The sequence below is a fragment of the Pseudomonas fluorescens genome (genome assembly GCF_900215245.1).
Taxonomy (GTDB): domain Bacteria; phylum Pseudomonadota; class Gammaproteobacteria; order Pseudomonadales; family Pseudomonadaceae; genus Aquipseudomonas; species Aquipseudomonas fluorescens.
Genome location: NZ_LT907842.1, coordinates 2,982,225 through 3,001,621 on the forward strand (window position 1 = coordinate 2,982,225; position 19,397 = coordinate 3,001,621).

General features: G+C 57.3%; 12 protein-coding genes, 2 tRNA genes and 2 rRNA genes. 9 read left to right on the plus strand and 7 right to left on the minus strand.

Features of this window, described 5'->3' with window-relative positions; translation table 11 throughout:
- Positions 1–39 precede the first annotated feature (39 nt).
- Positions 40–726 (plus strand): ArsR/SmtB family transcription factor, encoded by a 687-nt coding sequence (locus CPH89_RS13690; protein ID WP_053254176.1) that lies wholly within the window; start codon positions 40–42, stop codon positions 724–726.
- Positions 727–828: 102 nt separating this feature from the next.
- On the plus strand, positions 829–2,199 hold the full coding sequence (locus CPH89_RS13695) for an MFS transporter (RefSeq protein ID WP_053254177.1): 1,371 nt from the start codon (positions 829–831) through the stop codon (positions 2,197–2,199).
- A 136-nt stretch (positions 2,200–2,335) separates the two neighbouring features.
- Here the strand turns inward: CPH89_RS13695 and CPH89_RS13700 are convergent, their stop codons facing one another.
- The gene (locus tag CPH89_RS13700) at positions 2,336–3,289 is read right to left on the minus strand and encodes an adenosine deaminase (RefSeq protein WP_053254178.1); all 954 of its coding nucleotides are present in this window, start codon (positions 3,287–3,289) and stop codon (positions 2,336–2,338) included.
- A gap of 193 nt (positions 3,290–3,482) precedes the next feature.
- On the opposite strand from CPH89_RS13700, the gene CPH89_RS13705 reads away from it, so the two are divergent.
- Positions 3,483–4,574, plus strand: a complete 1,092-nt coding sequence (locus tag CPH89_RS13705) for a calcium:cation antiporter (RefSeq protein ID WP_053254179.1) — start codon at positions 3,483–3,485, stop codon at positions 4,572–4,574.
- A 33-nt stretch (positions 4,575–4,607) separates the two neighbouring features.
- Here CPH89_RS13705 and CPH89_RS13710 read toward each other — a convergent pair whose 3' ends face one another.
- The 6 genes from CPH89_RS13710 to CPH89_RS13735 all read right to left on the minus strand — a co-directional run bounded on the left by CPH89_RS13710 (position 4,608) and on the right by CPH89_RS13735 (position 10,788).
- Positions 4,608–5,966: an 8-oxoguanine deaminase gene (locus CPH89_RS13710; RefSeq protein WP_053254180.1), complete on the minus strand. Its 1,359-nt coding sequence runs from the start codon at positions 5,964–5,966 to the stop codon at positions 4,608–4,610.
- Between the two features lie 204 nt (positions 5,967–6,170).
- Positions 6,171–6,857, minus strand: a complete 687-nt coding sequence (locus CPH89_RS13715; protein ID WP_053254181.1) for an SDR family oxidoreductase — start codon at positions 6,855–6,857, stop codon at positions 6,171–6,173.
- A gap of 186 nt (positions 6,858–7,043) precedes the next feature.
- A complete protein-coding gene (locus CPH89_RS13720) occupies positions 7,044–7,625 on the minus strand; it encodes an IMPACT family protein (RefSeq protein WP_053254182.1) in 582 nt (193 codons plus the stop codon).
- 12 nt (positions 7,626–7,637) lie between these two features.
- Complete coding sequence (locus tag CPH89_RS13725; RefSeq protein WP_053254183.1) at positions 7,638–8,297, minus strand: TetR/AcrR family transcriptional regulator; 660 nt, start codon at positions 8,295–8,297, stop codon at positions 7,638–7,640.
- Between the two features lie 87 nt (positions 8,298–8,384).
- Positions 8,385–9,779 (minus strand): uracil-xanthine permease family protein, encoded by a 1,395-nt coding sequence (locus CPH89_RS13730; RefSeq protein WP_053254184.1) that lies wholly within the window; start codon positions 9,777–9,779, stop codon positions 8,385–8,387.
- Positions 9,780–9,867: 88 nt separating this feature from the next.
- Positions 9,868–10,788, minus strand: a complete 921-nt coding sequence (locus CPH89_RS13735; protein ID WP_053254185.1) for a LysR family transcriptional regulator — start codon at positions 10,786–10,788, stop codon at positions 9,868–9,870.
- 125 nt (positions 10,789–10,913) lie between these two features.
- Here CPH89_RS13735 and CPH89_RS13740 point away from each other — a divergent pair, with 125 nt between their 5' ends.
- The 6 genes from CPH89_RS13740 (at position 10,914) to CPH89_RS13770 (ending at position 19,365) form a co-directional block, all read left to right on the plus strand.
- On the plus strand, positions 10,914–12,263 hold the full coding sequence (locus CPH89_RS13740) for an omega-aminotransferase AptA (protein WP_053254186.1): 1,350 nt from the start codon (positions 10,914–10,916) through the stop codon (positions 12,261–12,263).
- A gap of 39 nt (positions 12,264–12,302) precedes the next feature.
- On the plus strand, positions 12,303–13,796 hold the full coding sequence (locus CPH89_RS13745; protein WP_053254187.1) for a CoA-acylating methylmalonate-semialdehyde dehydrogenase: 1,494 nt from the start codon (positions 12,303–12,305) through the stop codon (positions 13,794–13,796).
- A gap of 625 nt (positions 13,797–14,421) precedes the next feature.
- Positions 14,422–15,958, plus strand: a 16S ribosomal RNA gene (locus CPH89_RS13755).
- An 82-nt stretch (positions 15,959–16,040) separates the two neighbouring features.
- Positions 16,041–16,117 (plus strand) — tRNA-Ile (locus CPH89_RS13760).
- Between the two features lie 30 nt (positions 16,118–16,147).
- Positions 16,148–16,223: transfer RNA gene (locus CPH89_RS13765), tRNA-Ala, on the plus strand.
- A gap of 250 nt (positions 16,224–16,473) precedes the next feature.
- Positions 16,474–19,365 (plus strand): 23S ribosomal RNA (locus tag CPH89_RS13770).
- The 16S and 23S rRNA genes sit together here with 2 tRNA genes alongside, the layout of an rRNA operon.
- The last annotated feature ends 32 nt before the right edge of the window (positions 19,366–19,397 follow it).

The following is a 19,397-nucleotide window of genomic DNA, read 5'->3' on the forward strand; positions in this document are numbered from 1 at the left end:
CAACCGCAGCAGACAAATGATTTAACAAGGAGTGAATACATGGAAGAAGCACCTTGCATCAGTCAGATCGCCAGCTTGCTCGCTGACCCCAAGCGCACCGCGATGCTCTGGTCCTTGATGGACGGTTCGGCAAAAACCTCGGATGAGTTGGCCGCACTCGCCGGGCTGTCAGCGGCATCGGCCAATGCGCATTTGGCGCGTCTGGCTGGCGGCGGTTTGCTGCGGATCGAAACCCGGCGTGGCAAGCGGCTGTACCGTGTAGCGGCTACCGATGTCAGTGCCGCTATCGACGCCTTGGCCAGTACCACCATGGCCAGCGCGGCGCGTGGTTCGCCGCTGGCTATCCCGCAGGCATTGGCCGCCCCGGCATCATTGCGCAATGCGCGGTTGTGCCATGGCCATCTGGGCGGTGAGTTGGCGGCAAGGCTGTACCGACGGATGCTGGAAGCAGGCTGGATCAACCGTCATGAACAGCGCACCGACGTCACCGTCAAGGGCGCTCGGCATCTGGCGGGCCTGGGCATTTACACCCAGGCACTGGCATCACCCCTGGCCTGTGACTGTGTTGATTGGAGCCAGCAGCAACCGCACTTGGGCGGCTCGTTGGGGGTGGGGTTGTTGCAGCTTTTTTTACAGTCCGGATGGATCCGCGTGATCAACGAGTCCTGCGCGTTGTTGGTGACGGATACCGGGCTTGCGCAAATCAACCGGCTGACCGCGCCATAGGCGCGAGCGTCGTTCAGAGTTTCAGTCAGGTCGTATCCAGCAATAACCGGGCAAAACGATGCCGCACACTCGCTTTGGGGATTTTTCATACAGGGGTGTGGCATGGGTATGCAAGGCTATAGCGCAGCGGAACGGTTGGAACGGTTACCCATCAGCGGTTACCACCGCGTCATCTTTATCATCATCGCCCTGGCGTTTTTCTTCGACTCCATGGACCTGGCGATGATGACCTTCCTGTTAGGTTCGATCAAAACCGAGTTCGGCCTGAGCACTGCCCAGGCGGGGTTACTCGCCAGTTCGAGCTTTTTCGGCATGGTGGTCGGTGCGTCTTTGTCCGGCATGCTGGCTGATCGCTTTGGGCGCAAACCGGTGTTCCAGTGGAGCATCGTGTTGTGGGGTGTCGCCAGCTACCTGTGTTCCACCGCGCAGACGGTGGAGACGCTGACGCTGTTCCGCATCCTGCTGGGAATCGGCATGGGCATGGAGTTTCCGATCGCGCAGTCGATGCTTTCAGAGCTGATCCCCGCCAAACGGCGCGGGCGCTATATCGCCTTGATGGATGGGTTCTGGCCTTTGGGTTTTGTGGCGGCGGGTGTGTTGTCTTATTTCCTGCTGCCGGTGATTGGCTGGCGGGACATCTTTTTGGTGTTGGCGGTGCCGGCGGTGTTTGTGTTGGCGATTCGATTTTTTATCCCCGAGTCACCGCGCTGGCTTGAGCAGGCAGGGCGGCATGAGGCGGCGGATAAGGTGTTGCAGGGCATTGAGCGCAAAGTGCGCGAGTCCCTCGGCCGCACGGACTTGCCGGAGCCAATTGCCTCGCCACGTGTGGAGAGCGTGCCGGGGACCTTTTTCTCCGCCTTTGAGCAGTTGTGGTCGGCACAGTATCGCCAGCGCACGATGATGATCTGGAGCGTGTGGTTTTTTGCCTTGCTCGGCTTCTACGGGCTGACGTCGTGGCTGAGTGCGTTATTGCAGCAATCGGGTTTTGCCGTGACGCAGTCGGTGTACTACACGGTGATCATTTCCCTGGGCGGGATTCCCGGGTTCCTGATGGCGGCCTGGCTGGTGGAACGCTGGGGGCGCAAACCGGTGTGTGTCGTGACGTTGCTGGGCGGCGGGGTAATGGCGTTCTTGTATGGGCAGAGCGCGGTATTCGGCGGCAACGTAGGGCTGCTGATTACGTCAGGGTTGTTGATGCAGTTCTTTCTGTTTGGCATGTGGGCGGTGCTGTACACCTACACGCCTGAGTTGTATCCCACTTCGGCGCGGGCGACGGGCTCGGGGTTTGCGTCGGCAATTGGCCGGGTCGGGTCATTGCTGGGGCCGTTGGTGACCGGGCTGGTGTTCCCGATAACCGGGCAGGGCGGGGTGTTTGCCTTGGGGGCGCTGTGCTTTGCGGTGGCGGCGCTGGTGGTGTGGGTGTTCGGGAAGGAGACGAAGGGCAAGACGCTGGAAGAGCTAACTGAAATCTAAAGGCTGGTGAGGCCAGTGTGGGAGCGGGCTTGCTCGCGAATGCGGTGTGTCAGTCAATGTATCTGGTGACTGACACACCGCATTCGCGAGCAAGCCCGCTCCCACATTTAGCCTGTATTGATTTAATCAGTGCTGCTTATGGCTTTACCAGTCGCGCATCCAGGCTGTTCTGCGCCAGGCGTTTGGCCTGGTCCTGGGTCATGCCCAGCGAGGTGTACAGCGCGTGGAAGTTCTCGGTGACATAACCGCCGAAGTACGCCGGGTCATCCGAGTTCACTGTCACTTTCACACCACGCTCGAGCATGTCGAGAATGTTGTGTTGAGCCATGTCATCGAACACACACAGCTTGGTGTTGGACAACGGGCACACGGTCAGCGGGATCTGCTCGTCGATGATCCGTTGCATTAAACGCTCGTCTTCGATGGCGCGCACGCCATGGTCGATCCGCTGGATTTTCAGCAGGTCGAGGGCTTCCCAGATGTACTCGGGCGGGCCCTCTTCGCCGGCGTGGGCCACGGTGAGGAAGCCTTCATGCCGGGCACGGTCGAACACGCGCTGGAACTTGCTCGGCGGGTGACCCATTTCTGAACTGTCCAGGCCGACGGCCACAAACGCGTCACGGAACGGCAGCGCTTGATCGAGGGTTTTTTCGGCTTCGGCTTCGCTCAAGTGGCGCAGGAAACTGAGGATCAAGCCGCTGGTGATGCCCAGTTGCTGTTCGCCATCTTTGAGTGCAGCCGCGATCCCGTTCAGCACCACTTCAAACGGCACGCCACGGTCGGTGTGGGTCTGCGGATCGAAGAACGGCTCGGTGTGGATCACATTCTGTTCTTTGCAGCGCAGCAGGTAGGCCCAGGTCAGGTCGTAGAAATCCTGGGAGGTGCGCAGCACATCGGCGCCCTTGTAATACAGGTCGAGAAACTCTTGCAGGTTGTTGAAGGCGTAGGCCTTGCGCAGGGTATCGACGTCGTTCCACGGCAGCGCAATTTTGTTGCGCTCGGCCAGGGCGAACAGCAACTCAGGCTCCAGCGAGCCTTCCAGGTGCAGGTGCAATTCAGCCTTGGGGAGGGCGTTGAGCCAATCGTACATGTCTAAATTCTCATCAGGTGCAATGGCGGCATTCTACAGGCCATGGCTGAAATAATCGGCAAAACCTGACCAGCAGGAGAGTATTGGTTTTTTTCACTTATAAGCCTTGTGAACTAAGGTGTAACGAAACGTTAGCAGCGTGGCGCAGTCTGTACCCCATCAATGACTGATTAGCCGTATGAAAAGGCCCGGAATGCTCACATCCCTCAAGCAAGAAAAATACATGCTGCTGGCGCTGATTGCCGCCATCGCAGCCTACCCGCTGGAGCACTGGATGCTCCACAACGGGCAAACGGTGGCGCTGCTGGCCGGCGTAGCACTGATCGGCTTTATCGTCATGGCGTCGATGCGCGTGGCGCACCATGCCGAACAACTCGCGGAAAAAGTCGGTGACCCCTACGGCACGATGATCCTGACGCTCGCCGCCGTGCTGGTGGAAGTGGTGATCCTGGCGATCATGATGAGCAACGAGCCGTCGCCGACGCTGGTGCGCGACACCATTTACTCGGCGGTGATGCTCGATATCAACGGCATCCTCGGCCTGGCCGCATTGATGGGCGGCATCAAGCATGGCGAGCAGTCCTACAACGATGATTCGGCGCGCACTTACAGTGTGATGATCCTCACCGCGATGGGCGTGTCGATGGTGGTGCCGGAATTTATCCCAGAAGCGGACTGGAAAATTTACTCGGCCTTCACCATCGGCGCGATGGTGGTGCTCTACACCTTGTTTCTGCGCATGCAGGTCGGGCCGCACAGTTATTTCTTCAGCTACAGCTACCCGGAAAAACGCCGCAAAAAACAGCCTGAAGAACAGCAGGAGCCATCGATAAGTCTGGCGTTCTCCATCGGTACGCTGGTGTTCGGGGTGATTGTGATCGGCGCGCTGGCCGAGGTGATGTCCAAGACCCTCGACCTGGGCCTGGAAGGCACCGGTGCACCGCCGGTCATCACCGCAATTGTGGTCGCGGCGATTTCGGCGGCACCGGAAATTTTGACGGCATTGCGCGCGGCCTTGGCCAACCGTATGCAGTCGGTCGTGAACATCGCATTGGGCGCTTCATTGTCGACTGTCATTCTGACGGTGCCGGTGATGGAGGCCATGGCGCTCTACACTGGCCAGCCGTTCCAGATGGCAATGACGCCGGTGCAAACCGTGATGGTGTTGATCACGCTGGTCGTCAGCGCGATCAACCTCAACGATGGCGAAACCAACGCCATCGAAGGGATGACCCATTTCGTGTTGTTTGCGACCTTTATCATGCTGTCGCTGCTTGGGTTGTAACCGACTAAGTAGAGTCGACGAACCCCATGTTGATTAGGTTCCGGCGATCAACTGCCGCGCCGCCTGGGTGTGGTCGGCGATCAAGCCTTTGAGGTCCAGGCCTTCGACCTGGCCGTCGATGACTCGCCATTTGCCGCCGATCATCACCCTGTCCGCACGGTCGGCGCCGCATAACAGCAGCGCCGAAATCGGATCGTGGCTGCCGGAGAAGCGCAGTTCGTCGAGTTTGAATAGCGCCAGGTCAGCCTGTTTGCCTACCGCCAACTCACCAATGTCCGTACGCCCCAGCAGTTGCGCCGAGCCCTTGGTCGCCCAGCCCAGCACGCCTTCAGGCGTGATCTTTTCCGCGCCGTAACGCAGGCGCTGGATGTACAGGGCCTGGCGGGCTTCGAGGATCATGTTGGATGCATCGTTGGAGGCGGAACCGTCCACGCCAAGGCCAATGGGCGCACCGGCGGCAAGCAGGTCCAGGGTCGGGCAGATACCGGAAGCCAGGCGCATATTTGAACTTGGGCAATGGCAGATGCCCGTGCCCGCAGCCCCCAGGCGCGCGATTTCATCCGGGTTGAAGTGAATCCCATGGGCCAGCCAGGTGCGTGGGCCGAGCCAGCCGACGCTGTCGAGATAATCCACGGTGCGCAGGCCGAAACGCTGCAGGCAGAAGTCTTCCTCGTCGAGGGTTTCTGCCAAATGCGTGTGCAGGCGCACGTCGAGGTTGTTGGCCAGTTCGGCGCTGGCTTCCATGATTTCCGGCGTGACGGAAAACGGCGAGCAGGGCGCCAGGGCGATCTGAATCTGCGCGCCGTCGCCACGCTGGTGGTATTCGCGGATCAGGCGTTGGCTGTCTTCGAGAATAACTTGGCCTTGTTGCACGGTTTGTTGCGGCGGCAGGCCGCCATCGGCCTCGCCCAGGCTCATGGAACCTCGCGTAAGCATGGCGCGCATGCCCAGCTCGCGCACGCTATCGACCTGTACGTCGATGGCATTTTCCAGGCCGTCGGGGAACAGGTAGTGGTGATCGGCTGCCGTGGTACAGCCCGAGAGCAGCAGTTCCGCGAGCGCGACTTTGGAGGCCAGGGCGAGTTTTTCAGGGGTCAAACGCGCCCAAACCGGATACAGGGTTTTCAGCCACGGGAACAACGGCTGATTGACGACCGGCGCCCAGGCGCGTGTCAGGGTTTGATAGAAGTGATGGTGGGTGTTGATCAAGCCGGGAAGAATCACGTGCTCGCGGGCGTCGAACACGTGTCCACAAGGTACTGCGGGCTCTTGGCTCCAGCCCAGCACTTCGGTGATCACACCGTCTTGCAGCACCAGGCCACCACGGGCGTCGAGGCCATTGGCAGTGAAAATTGCGAGGGGGTTTTTTAACCAGATACGGGTCGCAGGCATTGGCCGGCTCCTCTGAATGATGGGTTCAGGTTTGCCAGCTCAGTGTTGCCCTGTCTGCTGATCCAGGGTCGCCGGTGAAGGCGAGGTGGCTAGATTACGTGTAGTTCGCGATCTGGTCTAGGTGTAGGAAAGCGCACCCGATCAGTGTGGGAAGAGGCAAGTCGAATCGTCGCATTGCTCGTCCCACCTGTTGATCCGGGGTCCTTACCAGGCAATGGTGTCGCCTTTGTAGTCAACAAAGTGATGGCCGCCCTTGCCTGTGTAGGCATTCACCTGATCCACCAGGCCGCGCACGCTGGTGTCGACATCGATCTGTGCGTTTTCGCCGCCCATGTCGGTCTTCACCCAGCCCGGGTGCAGCGACAGCACGGTGAGTGTGTGGTCGCCCAGCTGGGTGATAAAGCTATTGGTCATGGAGTTGAGTGCGGCCTTGCTGGCCTTGTACAGCGCCAGGTCCGAACCATCGGGAATGGTCACGCTGCCGAGCACTGAGCTCATGAAGGCCAGTACACCGCTGTCTTTGCGGATCTGCCCGACAAACCGCTGGGCCAGGTTGATCGGCGCCACGGCGTTAGTGAAAAACAGCTGGCCGACTTCCGCGAGGGTGGCGTGGCCAGGTTCCTGGTTGGCCGGGCCTTTGACGCCCGCGTTGACGAACAGCAGGTCGAAGGTGCGGTCCTTGAGGCGCTGGCTCAGGGCGATTACGGCTTGCTGATCGTCCATGTCCAGTTTCTCGATCTGTGCCGGGCCAACGGCTTTCAGGGCATCGGCCTTGTTCGGATCGCGCACGGTGGCGGTCACGTCCCAGCCGTCCTCGATCAATTGCTTGACCAGGCCAAGGCCCAGCCCGCGCGAGGCGCCGATGATCAATGCAGTTTTTTGCGTAGACATGCAGGGCTTCCTTTGAAGTCGCGGTTCAGGAAATTGAGCGAACTACATTAGCGCAGACTTGGCTAAATGGCGCGAAGTCTCATTGGACAAAAAGTGAACAGCGCCCGCAACGCCTTGTGACAGAAGGGTTACAGGCGGATGTGCTCAGGTTATCCACAGGCGGGTGCACAGTAGATGTGGGCAGTTTCAGCGTTCCAGCAGGATACGCCCACGGCTCAGGTCGGCGAGTTGAGTCTGCAGCGTAGCGATGTGTGCTTCGCCCAGTGCAAGCTGTAACTCGACGCCGTTGGCGGTGAAGGTTTCTTCCGTCACCAGCCCGCCCAGTTCGGCAACGCGCAGTTTCACCAGGTTCAATTCGGAAAAACCGCAGGCGCAACTCAGCGGTACGCGGCTGATCAACTCGATGCGGTCGGCAGTCTGCAGGCATTTGTTTGCGCCGCCGCCGTAGGCGCGGGCCAGGCCGCCGGTGCCCAGTTGGATGCCGCCGTACCAGCGGATCACCAGCACCGCGACTTGATCAAACCCCTGGGCTTCGATGGCCGCCAGAATCGGTCGACCGGCAGTACCGCCGGGCTCACCATCGTCATTGCTGCGGTACTGGTCGGCCAGTTTCCAGGCCCAGCAGTTGTGCGTGGCGTTCAGGTCACTGTGCAGCTCAAAAAACGCCTGGGCGTCTTGCGGGCTGGTAATGGGCGCCGCCAGGGTGATAAAGCGGCTTTTGCGTATTTCTTCACGAAATTCGCAAAGGCCTGTGAGCGTGAAAGGCATAAATCGCTTCGTTTATAGGGCCGGCTTGATGCCACAGCCTTTGAGAATGATGTGGATCAGGTTGGTGCCCGCGTCTTCCATGTCTTGCTTGGTCAGCTTGGTACGCCCGGTGACGCGGCAGATCTGGGTGGCGAAGTCGGCGTAGTGCTGGGTGCTGCCCCACAACAGGAAGATCAGGTGCACGGGGTCGATGGGGTCCATCTTGCCGGCGTCGATCCAGGCCTGGAACACTGCCGCCCGGCCACTGAACCAGGCGCGGTAGTCCTGGCTGAAATATTCGGTGAGGCATTCGCCGCCACTGATGATTTCCATGGCGAAAATTCGCGAGGCTTGCGGGTGGCGCCGGGAAAATTCCATTTTGGTGCGGATGTAGCGGGTGAGCGCCACGGCCGGGTCGTCCTCGGCGGTGAGCGCGTTGAACGTGCTGTCCCACAATTCAAGGATATTGCTCAGCACCGCGATGTACAGGCCGAGTTTGTTGGTGAAGTAATAGTGCAAATTAGCCTTGGGCAGCCCGGCACTCGAGGCAATGGTGTTCATGCTGGTGCCTTTGTAGCCATGGCGCGCGAACTCGTCTTCAGCAGCCTGGAGAATTGCTTGTTCATTCTTTTGCCGAATGCGGCTGGCGGGTTTACCGGCGTGGTTGCTGTGGGCAGGAACTTCGAGGCTCATGGAGGTTTCCGTGCTGATCGATTGAGACGACGTGTGCACAGATAACCCACCCTCAAGCCTCAGACAAGTCCCGATGCAATAAAACCGTCAAAGCGGTTCCAGCGTGTCGCTTTCCGGGGCGTGGTTTGCGGCAATGCGCGCCGCTTTGGCTTCGGGCAATAACAGGCACAACACGATGGCGGTCAGGCCCCCGCTGGTGATGGCTGAGTCGAACAGGTTTTGCACCAAAGGCGGCATCAAATGCAGCAGGTTCGGTTGTGCGGCAATGCCCAGGCCGACGCCAAATGAGGTGGCAATGATCAGCATGCTGCGCCGGTCCAGCGGTGCCTGGGCGAGGATGCGCACACCGGCGGCGGCCACGCTGCCGAACATCACCAGGGTCGCGCCGCCCAATACCGGCTTGGGAATTTGCTGCAGCACGGCGCCAATCAGCGGAAACAGCCCGAGGCAACACAGCACCACGCCGATGTATAAACCAACGTAACGGCTGGCCACGCCGGTGAGTTGAATCACGCCGTTGTTCTGCGCGAAGGTCGTATTCGGAAAGGCGCTGAAAGTGGCCGCGATCATGCAACTGACGCCATCGCCGAGTACGCCGCCTTTGAGCCGGCTTATATAAGACGGGCCGCTGATAGGCTGGCGAGCGATCATACAATTTGCGGTGAGGTCGCCGACGGTTTCGATGCTGCTGATCAGATAAATCAGCGCGATGGGCAGGAAGGCGCTCCAGTCGAAATTGAAACCGAAGCGAAACGGTATCGGCAGGCTAACCAGCGGCAGGTCGGGCAAGGCTTGCGGCACCAGTTTGCCACTGAACCACGCCGCGAGGCTGCCGAGGGCCAGGCCGATGATGATCGCCGAGAGGCGCACCCACGGGGTGTTCGAGCGGTTCAGCAGGATGATGGTCAGCACCACGAACAGACCCAGCGCCAGGTTGGTGGGCGCGCCGAAGTCGGGGGCATTGAAACCCCCGCCAAGGTCGGTGATGCCCACTTTGATCAGGCTGATACCGATCAAGGTGATGACGATGCCGGTCACCAATGGCGTGATGACTCGACGCAGTTGCCCGATAAACCGGCTCAGCACGATTTGTACGGCCGCGCCGAAGAAGCACACGCCGAAGATCATCGCCATGATGTCCTCCGGGCTACCGCCACGTTGCTTGACCAGGAACCCCGCCGACAACACCGCGCCGAGAAACGCAAAGCTGGTGCCTTGCAGGCAGATCATCCCGGCACCGATGCCAAAAGGTCTACGCGCCTGGATGAACGTTCCTACGCCGGAAACCATCAACGCCATGCTGATCAAGTAGGGCAGGTGAGCGGTGAGGCCCAGGGTGGAGCCGATGATCAGCGGTGGAGTGATGATGCCAACGAAGGCAGCCAGCACATGTTGCAAGGCTGCCAGTAGGGCGGGGATCGGTTTGGGGCGATCGTTGAGGCCGTAGATCAGGTCGCTGGGGCTGGAGGATTCTGGTGGCATGGCGGGCAAACTCGAGGCGGACGGTTCTAGGTCCTGGCTCCCTTGCAAAAAGCTGTCCAGTTGCTCAGCTTTTAGCAAAAGGCCCGGGTTAGCGCGTTGCCGCCAAACTCTCGAGAAAGCTTTCCAGCACCAAATGAGGGCGCCGCCCCTTGCGCGTGACCGATGCGAGGCTTAAATCATAAAAGCGTGTAGCCGGTTTCAGCGCACGCAGTCGGCCTTGTTGCACCCAAAGGCTGGCGTAGTGGTCGGGCAAGTAGCCGATATAGCGACCGGTGAGGATCAGGAAAGCCATGCCTTCGCGGTCCGAGGCGCTGGCGGTGCAGTTGAGTGCCTGGTAATGGGCCTGGATCTCGGCAGGCAGACGGAAGGTTGGGGCGATGGCGTCCTGGCTGTCGATACGGGTGTCGTCCAGTTGCTTGTCGTCGGCATAAAACAATGGGTGGCCGACCGCGCAGTAGAGCAGCGAACGCTCGCTGTACAGCGGTTGGTATTCGAGGCCTGACAAGGCGCTGGCCTGAGGCACCACACCGACATGCAGGCGACCGTCGAGTACACCTTGCTCGACTTCGTTGGGGGCGATCATGCGGATCTGGATTTGCACGTCGGGGCCGCGTTCCTTCAATTGCGCCAGGGCATGTGTGATGCGCATATGGGGCAGGGTGACGAGGTTGTCGGTGAGGCCGATGATCAATTCGCCGCGCAAGTGCTGGTGCAGACCGTTCACCTCAGTGCGAAAACTTTCCAGGGCGCTTAATAGCTGCAGGGCCGATTGATACACCTCGCGGCCTTCTTCGGTCAGGGAGAACCCGGCGCGCCCGCGTTGGCACAGCCTTAATCCGAGGCGTTGCTCCAGGTCGCTCATTTGCTGGCTGATGGCCGAGCGGCCGATACCCAGTACGGTTTCCGCCGCCGAGAAACCACCGCACTCCACCACGCTGCGGAAGATGCGCAACAGGCGTATATCGAAGTCGCTGACTTGGGCCAGAGGGTCGGATCGACGGCTGCTCATAGTTTAGTGAAGGCCTGACTGAAGGTTAGAAGAGTTGGATTTCACCGACTTTATCCCCGTGGCAATTTAGCTGCAAGAACGCTTTTCAATCCCGACGCTGCCTTTTGCCTTGCGAGGTTTTGCTGATGAACATGCCCGAAAACGCCCCTTCGTCCCTGGCCAGCCAACTGAAGTTGGATGCTCACTGGATGCCCTACACCGCCAACCGTAACTTCCAGCGTGACCCGCGCCTGATCGTGGCCGCCGAAGGCAGCTGGTTGACCGATGACAAGGGGCGCAAGGTGTACGACTCATTGTCGGGCCTGTGGACGTGCGGCGCCGGGCATACCCGCAAGGAAATCCAGGCAGCTGTATCCAAACAATTGGGCACGCTGGATTACTCCCCAGGCTTCCAATACGGTCATCCGTTGTCATTCCAACTGGCGGAAAAGATTACCGATCTGACCCCAGGCAACCTGAACCACGTGTTCTTCACCGATTCCGGTTCCGAGTGCGCCGATACCGCAGTGAAGATGGTACGTGCTTACTGGCGCCTGAAGGGCCAGGCGACCAAGACCAAAATGATCGGCCGCGCCCGTGGTTATCACGGTGTGAACATTGCCGGTACCAGCCTGGGCGGCGTCAACGGTAACCGTAAGCTGTTTGGTCAAGGCTTGATGGATGTTGACCACCTGCCTCACACCTTGCTGGCGAGCAATGCCTTCTCCCGTGGCATGCCGGAGCAGGGCGGTATCGCCTTGGCCGATGAGCTGCTCAAACTGATCGAGTTGCACGACGCGTCGAATATCGCGGCGGTGTTTGTCGAGCCGATGGCCGGCTCCGCGGGCGTGCTGGTGCCGCCGCAAGGCTATCTCAAACGTCTGCGTGAGATCTGCGACCAGCACAACATCCTGCTGGTGTTCGATGAAGTCATCACCGGTTTCGGCCGTACCGGCTCGATGTTCGGTGCCGACAGCTTTGGCGTGACCCCGGACCTGATGTGCATCGCCAAGCAAGTCACCAACGGCGCGATCCCGATGGGCGCGGTGATTGCCAGCAGCGAGATCTACCAGACCTTCATGAACCAGGCGACGCCGGAATACGCGGTGGAATTCCCCCACGGTTATACCTACTCGGCGCACCCGGTGGCTTGCGCCGCTGGCCTGGCGGCATTGGACCTGTTGCAGAAAGAAAACCTGGTGCAGAGCGTCGCCGAGGTTGCCCCGCACTTTGAGAATGCGCTGCACGGTTTGAAGGGCAGCAAGAACGTGATCGATATTCGCAACTACGGCCTGGCCGGCGCGATCCAGATTGCCCCGCGTGACGGTGATGCCATCGTGCGTCCATTTGAGGCGGGTATGGCCTTGTGGAAAGCCGGTTTCTACGTGCGCTTTGGCGGTGACACCCTGCAGTTCGGGCCAACCTTCAACAGCAAGCCGCAGGACCTGGATCGCCTGTTCGATGCGGTCGGCGAAGTGCTGAACAAGATCGACTGATTTCTCCTTCTATATAGAACAACTTTTCAGGAGCCCTGCATGAGTCTTATCCAGCATTTGATCAACGGCCAGTTGGTCAGTGAGTCCGGTCGCACTGCCGATGTGTATAACCCGTCCACCGGCCAGGTGATTCACCAAGTGCCGTTGGCCAGCCGCGAAACCATTCAACGTGCAATCGACTCGGCCAAGGCGGCCTTCCCGGCCTGGCGCAATACCCCACCGGCCAAGCGCGCTCAGGTGATGTTTCGTTTCAAGCAATTGCTGGAGCAGAACGAAGCACGTATCTCGCAGTTGATCAGCGAAGAGCATGGCAAGACCTTGGAAGACGCTGCGGGCGAATTGAAACGCGGGATCGAGAACGTGGAGTACGCCTGTTCGGCGCCGGAGATTCTCAAGGGCGAATACAGCCGTAACGTGGGGCCGAACATCGATGCGTGGTCGGATTTCCAGCCGTTGGGCGTAGTGGCTGGTATTACCCCGTTCAACTTCCCGGCGATGGTGCCCTTGTGGATGTACCCGCTGGCGATCGTGTGCGGCAACTGTTTCATCCTGAAACCATCGGAGCGTGATCCAAGTTCGACGCTGCTGATTGCACAACTGCTGCAGGAAGCGGGTCTGCCCAAAGGCGTGCTGAGCGTGGTGCACGGTGACAAGGGCGCGGTGGATGCGCTGATCGAAGCGCCGGAAGTCAAGGCGCTGAGCTTTGTAGGGTCGACGCCGATCGCCGAATACATCTACTCCGAAGCGACCAAACGCGGCAAACGCGTGCAGGCACTGGGTGGGGCGAAGAACCACGCAGTGCTGATGCCGGATGCGGATCTGGATAACGCCGTGAGCGCCCTGATGGGCGCGGCGTATGGTTCCTGCGGTGAGCGCTGTATGGCGATCTCGGTTGCCGTTTGCGTGGGTGACCAGGTGGCGGATGCGTTGATTGCCAAGCTGGTGCCGCAGGTCAAGGCCCTGAAGATCGGTGCGGGCACTTCGTGTGGCCTGGATATGGGACCGTTGGTGACTGGCCAGGCACGGGACAAAGTCAGTGGCTATATAGAAGACGGTGTGGCGGCGGGTGCCGAGCTGGTGGTGGACGGTCGTGGCCTGAGTGTTGCCGGGCATGAAGAGGGCTTCTTCCTGGGCGGCAGTCTGTTTGACCGTGTGACCCCTGAGATGCGCATCTATAAAGAAGAGATCTTTGGGCCGGTGTTGTGTGTGGTTCGAGTTGATAGCCTGGAAGCGGCGATGCAACTGATCAACGATCACGAGTATGGCAACGGCACCTGCATCTTCACCCGTGACGGCGAGGCGGCACGCCTGTTCTGTGACGAGATTGAAGTGGGCATGGTCGGTGTTAACGTGCCACTGCCGGTGCCCGTGGCGTATCACAGCTTTGGTGGCTGGAAGCGGTCGTTGTTTGGCGACTTGCATGCCTATGGGCCGGATGGGGTGCGTTTCTATACCCGTCGCAAGGCGATTACCCAGCGTTGGCCGCAACGGGCCAGCCATGAAGCATCGCAATTTGCGTTTCCTAGTTTGTAAGGTGTTGTAATTAAGAGCCGGCCCCTTGGGGCCGGCTTTTGCGTTGTGGGCCTTGTTGATCGATATGACAGAAATATGAAAAAGGTGTTGACGGCAGATTCTGGACGTCTATAATTCGCCCCACTTCCGGCGCAGTCGAAACGGAAAACTCCTTGGTAAACAAAGAGTTATGCGACATTCGACAGCGAGTTGCTTCAGGTCATCGAAGCCCAGAAGGAGTTGGTAGAGCAGTGTTGTTTGGCTCTATTAACGTTTCGATCCTCTCGGTCGAAAGCGGAGAAAAAGAGGTGTTGACAGCAGCGTGTAACGCTGTAGAATTCGCCTCCCGCTAACGAGAGATCGGAAGCGCAAGTGGTTGAAGTTGTTGAGGAATTCCTTGAAAACTTCTGAAAATAATCACTTGACAGCAAATGAGGCTGCTGTAGAATGCGCGCCTCGGTTGAGACGAAAGATCTTAACCAACCGCTCTTTAACAACTGAATCAAGCAATTCGTGTGGGTGCTTGTGGAGTCAGACTGATAGTCAACAAGATTATCAGCATCACAAGTTACTCCGCGAGAAATCAAAGATGTAACCAACGATTGCTGAGCCAAGTTTAGGGTTTCTTAAAAACCCAAAGATGTTTGAACTGAAGAGTTTGATCATGGCTCAGATTGAACGCTGGCGGCAGGCCTAACACATGCAAGTCGAGCGGTAGAGAGAAGCTTGCTTCTCTTGAGAGCGGCGGACGGGTGAGTAAAGCCTAGGAATCTGCCTGGTAGTGGGGGATAACGTTCGGAAACGGACGCTAATACCGCATACGTCCTACGGGAGAAAGCAGGGGACCTTCGGGCCTTGCGCTATCAGATGAGCCTAGGTCGGATTAGCTAGTTGGTGAGGTAATGGCTCACCAAGGCGACGATCCGTAACTGGTCTGAGAGGATGATCAGTCACACTGGAACTGAGACACGGTCCAGACTCCTACGGGAGGCAGCAGTGGGGAATATTGGACAATGGGCGAAAGCCTGATCCAGCCATGCCGCGTGTGTGAAGAAGGTCTTCGGATTGTAAAGCACTTTAAGTTGGGAGGAAGGGCATTAACCTAATACGTTAGTGTTTTGACGTTACCGACAGAATAAGCACCGGCTAACTCTGTGCCAGCAGCCGCGGTAATACAGAGGGTGCAAGCGTTAATCGGAATTACTGGGCGTAAAGCGCGCGTAGGTGGTTTGTTAAGTTGGATGTGAAATCCCCGGGCTCAACCTGGGAACTGCATTCAAAACTGACTGACTAGAGTATGGTAGAGGGTGGTGGAATTTCCTGTGTAGCGGTGAAATGCGTAGATATAGGAAGGAACACCAGTGGCGAAGGCGACCACCTGGACTAATACTGACACTGAGGTGCGAAAGCGTGGGGAGCAAACAGGATTAGATACCCTGGTAGTCCACGCCGTAAACGATGTCAACTAGCCGTTGGGAGCCTTGAGCTCTTAGTGGCGCAGCTAACGCATTAAGTTGACCGCCTGGGGAGTACGGCCGCAAGGTTAAAACTCAAATGAATTGACGGGGGCCCGCACAAGCGGTGGAGCATGTGGTTTAATTCGAAGCAACGCGAAGAACCTTACCAGGCCTTGACATCCAATGAACTTTCTAGAGATAGATTGGTGCCTTCGGGAACATTGAGACAGGTGCTGCATGGCTGTCGTCAGCTCGTGTCGTGAGATGTTGGGTTAAGTCCCGTAACGAGCGCAACCCTTGTCCTTAGTTACCAGCACGTAATGGTGGGCACTCTAAGGAGACTGCCGGTGACAAACCGGAGGAAGGTGGGGATGACGTCAAGTCATCATGGCCCTTACGGCCTGGGCTACACACGTGCTACAATGGTCGGTACAGAGGGTTGCCAAGCCGCGAGGTGGAGCTAATCCCACAAAACCGATCGTAGTCCGGATCGCAGTCTGCAACTCGACTGCGTGAAGTCGGAATCGCTAGTAATCGCGAATCAGAATGTCGCGGTGAATACGTTCCCGGGCCTTGTACACACCGCCCGTCACACCATGGGAGTGGGTTGCACCAGAAGTAGCTAGTCTAACCTTCGGGAGGACGGTTACCACGGTGTGATTCATGACTGGGGTGAAGTCGTAACAAGGTAGCCGTAGGGGAACCTGCGGCTGGATCACCTCCTTAATCGACGACATCAGCTGCTCCATAAGTTCCCACACGAATTGCTTGATTCATTGAAGAAGACGATAAGAAGCAGCCCGAAATTGGGTCTGTAGCTCAGTTGGTTAGAGCGCACCCCTGATAAGGGTGAGGTCGGCAGTTCGAATCTGCCCAGACCCACCAATTTTGTGTGGGAAACGCCTGTAGAAATACGGGGCCATAGCTCAGCTGGGAGAGCGCCTGCCTTGCACGCAGGAGGTCAACGGTTCGATCCCGTTTGGCTCCACCACTACTGCTTCTGAAGTTTCGAAAGCTTAGAAATGAGCATTCCATTGTGATGATGGTGAATGTTGATTTCTAGTCTTTGATTAGATCGTTCTTTAAAAATTTGGGTATGTGATAGAAAGATAGACTGAACGTTACTTTCACTGGTAACGGATCAGGCTAAGGTAAAATTTGTGAGTTACTCGTAATTGAGTATTATCGAATTTTCGGCGAATGTTGTCTTCACAGTATAACCAGATTGCTTGGGGTTATATGGTCAAGTGAAGAAGCGCATACGGTGGATGCCTTGGCAGTCAGAGGCGATGAAAGACGTGGTAGCCTGCGAAAAGCTTCGGGGAGTCGGCAAACAGACTTTGATCCGGAGATGTCTGAATGGGGGAACCCAGCCATCATAAGATGGTTATCTTACGCTGAATACATAGGCGTAAGAGGCGAACCAGGGGAACTGAAACATCTAAGTACCCTGAGGAAAAGAAATCAACCGAGATTCCCTTAGTAGTGGCGAGCGAACGGGGACTAGCCCTTAAGTGGCTTTGAGATTAGCGGAACGCTCTGGAAAGTGCGGCCATAGTGGGTGATAGCCCTGTACGCGAAAATCTCTTAGTCATGAAATCGAGTAGGACGGAGCACGAGAAACTTTGTCTGAATATGGGGGGACCATCCTCCAAGGCTAAATACTACTGACTGACCGATAGTGAACTAGTACCGTGAGGGAAAGGCGAAAAGAACCCCGGAGAGGGGAGTGAAATAGATCCTGAAACCGTATGCGTACAAGCAGTGGGAGCAGACTTTGTTCTGTGACTGCGTACCTTTTGTATAATGGGTCAGCGACTTATTTTCAGTGGCGAGCTTAACCGAATAGGGGAGGCGTAGCGAAAGCGAGTCTTAATAGGGCGTCTAGTCGCTGGGAATAGACCCGAAACCGGGCGATCTATCCATGGGCAGGTTGAAGGTTGGGTAACACTAACTGGAGGACCGAACCGACTACCGTTGAAAAGTTAGCGGATGACCTGTGGATCGGAGTGAAAGGCTAATCAAGCTCGGAGATAGCTGGTTCTCCTCGAAAGCTATTTAGGTAGCGCCTCATGTATCACTGTAGGGGGTAGAGCACTGTTTCGGCTAGGGGGTCATCCCGACTTACCAAACCGATGCAAACTCCGAATACCTACAAGTGCCGAGCATGGGAGACACACGGCGGGTGCTAACGTCCGTCGTGAAAAGGGAAACAACCCAGACCGTCAGCTAAGGTCCCAAAGTTATGGTTAAGTGGGAAACGATGTGGGAAGGCTTAGACAGCTAGGAGGTTGGCTTAGAAGCAGCCACCCTTTAAAGAAAGCGTAATAGCTCACTAGTCGAGTCGGCCTGCGCGGAAGATGTAACGGGGCTCAAACCATACACCGAAGCTACGGGTATCACGTAAGTGATGCGGTAGAGGAGCGTTCTGTAAGCCTGTGAAGGTGAGTTGAGAAGCTTGCTGGAGGTATCAGAAGTGCGAATGCTGACATGAGTAACGACAATGGGTGTGAAAAACACCCACGCCGAAAGACCAAGGTTTCCTGCGCAACGTTAATCGACGCAGGGTTAGTCGGTCCCTAAGGCGAGGCTGAAAAGCGTAGTCGATGGAAAACAGGTTAATATTCCTGTACTTCTGGTTATTGCGATGGAGGGACGGAGAAGGCTAGGCCAGCTTGGCGTTGGTTGTCCAAGTTTAAGGTGGTAGGCTGGAATCTTAGGTAAATCCGGGATTCTAAGGCCGAGAGCTGATGACGAGTTATCTTTTAGATGACGAAGTGGTTGATGCCATGCTTCCAAGAAAAGCTTCTAAGCTTCAGGTAACCAGGAACCGTACCCCAAACCGACACAGGTGGTTGGGTAGAGAATACCAAGGCGCTTGAGAGAACTCGGGTGAAGGAACTAGGCAAAATGGCACCGTAACTTCGGGAGAAGGTGCGCCGGTGAGGGTGAAGGACTTGCTCCGTAAGCTCATGCCGGTCGAAGATACCAGGCCGCTGCGACTGTTTATTAAAAACACAGCACTCTGCAAACACGAAAGTGGACGTATAGGGTGTGACGCCTGCCCGGTGCCGGAAGGTTAATTGATGGGGTTAGCTAACGCGAAGCTCTTGATCGAAGCCCCGGTAAACGGCGGCCGTAACTATAACGGTCCTAAGGTAGCGAAATTCCTTGTCGGGTAAGTTCCGACCTGCACGAATGGCGTAACGATGGCGGCGCTGTCTCCACCCGAGACTCAGTGAAATTGAAATCGCTGTGAAGATGCAGTGTATCCGCGGCTAGACGGAAAGACCCCGTGAACCTTTACTATAGCTTTGCACTGGACTTTGAATTTGCTTGTGTAGGATAGGTGGGAGGCTTTGAAGCGTGGACGCCAGTTCGCGTGGAGCCAACCTTGAAATACCACCCTGGCAACTTTGAGGTTCTAACTCAGGTCCGTTATCCGGATCGAGGACAGTGTATGGTGGGTAGTTTGACTGGGGCGGTCTCCTCCTAAAGAGTAACGGAGGAGTACGAAGGTGCGCTCAGACCGGTCGGAAATCGGTCGTAGAGTATAAAGGCAAAAGCGCGCTTGACTGCGAGACAGACACGTCGAGCAGGTACGAAAGTAGGTCTTAGTGATCCGGTGGTTCTGTATGGAAGGGCCATCGCTCAACGGATAAAAGGTACTCCGGGGATAACAGGCTGATACCGCCCAAGAGTTCATATCGACGGCGGTGTTTGGCACCTCGATGTCGGCTCATCACATCCTGGGGCTGAAGCCGGTCCCAAGGGTATGGCTGTTCGCCATTTAAAGTGGTACGCGAGCTGGGTTTAGAACGTCGTGAGACAGTTCGGTCCCTATCTGCCGTGGACGTTTGAGATTTGAGAGGGGCTGCTCCTAGTACGAGAGGACCGGAGTGGACGAACCTCTGGTGTTCCGGTTGTCACGCCAGTGGCATTGCCGGGTAGCTATGTTCGGAATAGATAACCGCTGAAAGCATCTAAGCGGGAAACTAGCCTCAAGATGAGATCTCACTGGGACCTTGAGTCCCCTGAAGGGCCGTCGAAGACTACGACGTTGATAGGTTGGGTGTGTAAGCGCTGTGAGGCGTTGAGCTAACCAATACTAATTGCCCGTGAGGCTTGACCATATAACACCCAAGCAATTTGACTACTCCTGACT

Coding starts and splice junctions, on each gene's coding strand:
- CPH89_RS13690 (WP_053254176.1), top strand. CDS start 40: ATGGAAGAAGCACCTTGCATCAGTCAGATCGCCAGCTTGCTCGCTGAC.
- CPH89_RS13695 (WP_053254177.1), top strand. CDS start 829: ATGGGTATGCAAGGCTATAGCGCAGCGGAACGGTTGGAACGGTTACCC.
- CPH89_RS13700 (WP_053254178.1), bottom strand. CDS start 3,289: ATGTACGATTGGCTCAACGCCCTCCCCAAGGCTGAATTGCACCTGCAC.
- CPH89_RS13705 (WP_053254179.1), top strand. CDS start 3,483: ATGCTCACATCCCTCAAGCAAGAAAAATACATGCTGCTGGCGCTGATT.
- CPH89_RS13710 (WP_053254180.1), bottom strand. CDS start 5,966: ATGCCTGCGACCCGTATCTGGTTAAAAAACCCCCTCGCAATTTTCACT.
- CPH89_RS13715 (WP_053254181.1), bottom strand. CDS start 6,857: ATGTCTACGCAAAAAACTGCATTGATCATCGGCGCCTCGCGCGGGCTG.
- CPH89_RS13720 (WP_053254182.1), bottom strand. CDS start 7,625: ATGCCTTTCACGCTCACAGGCCTTTGCGAATTTCGTGAAGAAATACGC.
- CPH89_RS13725 (WP_053254183.1), bottom strand. CDS start 8,297: ATGAGCCTCGAAGTTCCTGCCCACAGCAACCACGCCGGTAAACCCGCC.
- CPH89_RS13730 (WP_053254184.1), bottom strand. CDS start 9,779: ATGCCACCAGAATCCTCCAGCCCCAGCGACCTGATCTACGGCCTCAAC.
- CPH89_RS13735 (WP_053254185.1), bottom strand. CDS start 10,788: ATGAGCAGCCGTCGATCCGACCCTCTGGCCCAAGTCAGCGACTTCGAT.
- CPH89_RS13740 (WP_053254186.1), top strand. CDS start 10,914: ATGAACATGCCCGAAAACGCCCCTTCGTCCCTGGCCAGCCAACTGAAG.
- CPH89_RS13745 (WP_053254187.1), top strand. CDS start 12,303: ATGAGTCTTATCCAGCATTTGATCAACGGCCAGTTGGTCAGTGAGTCC.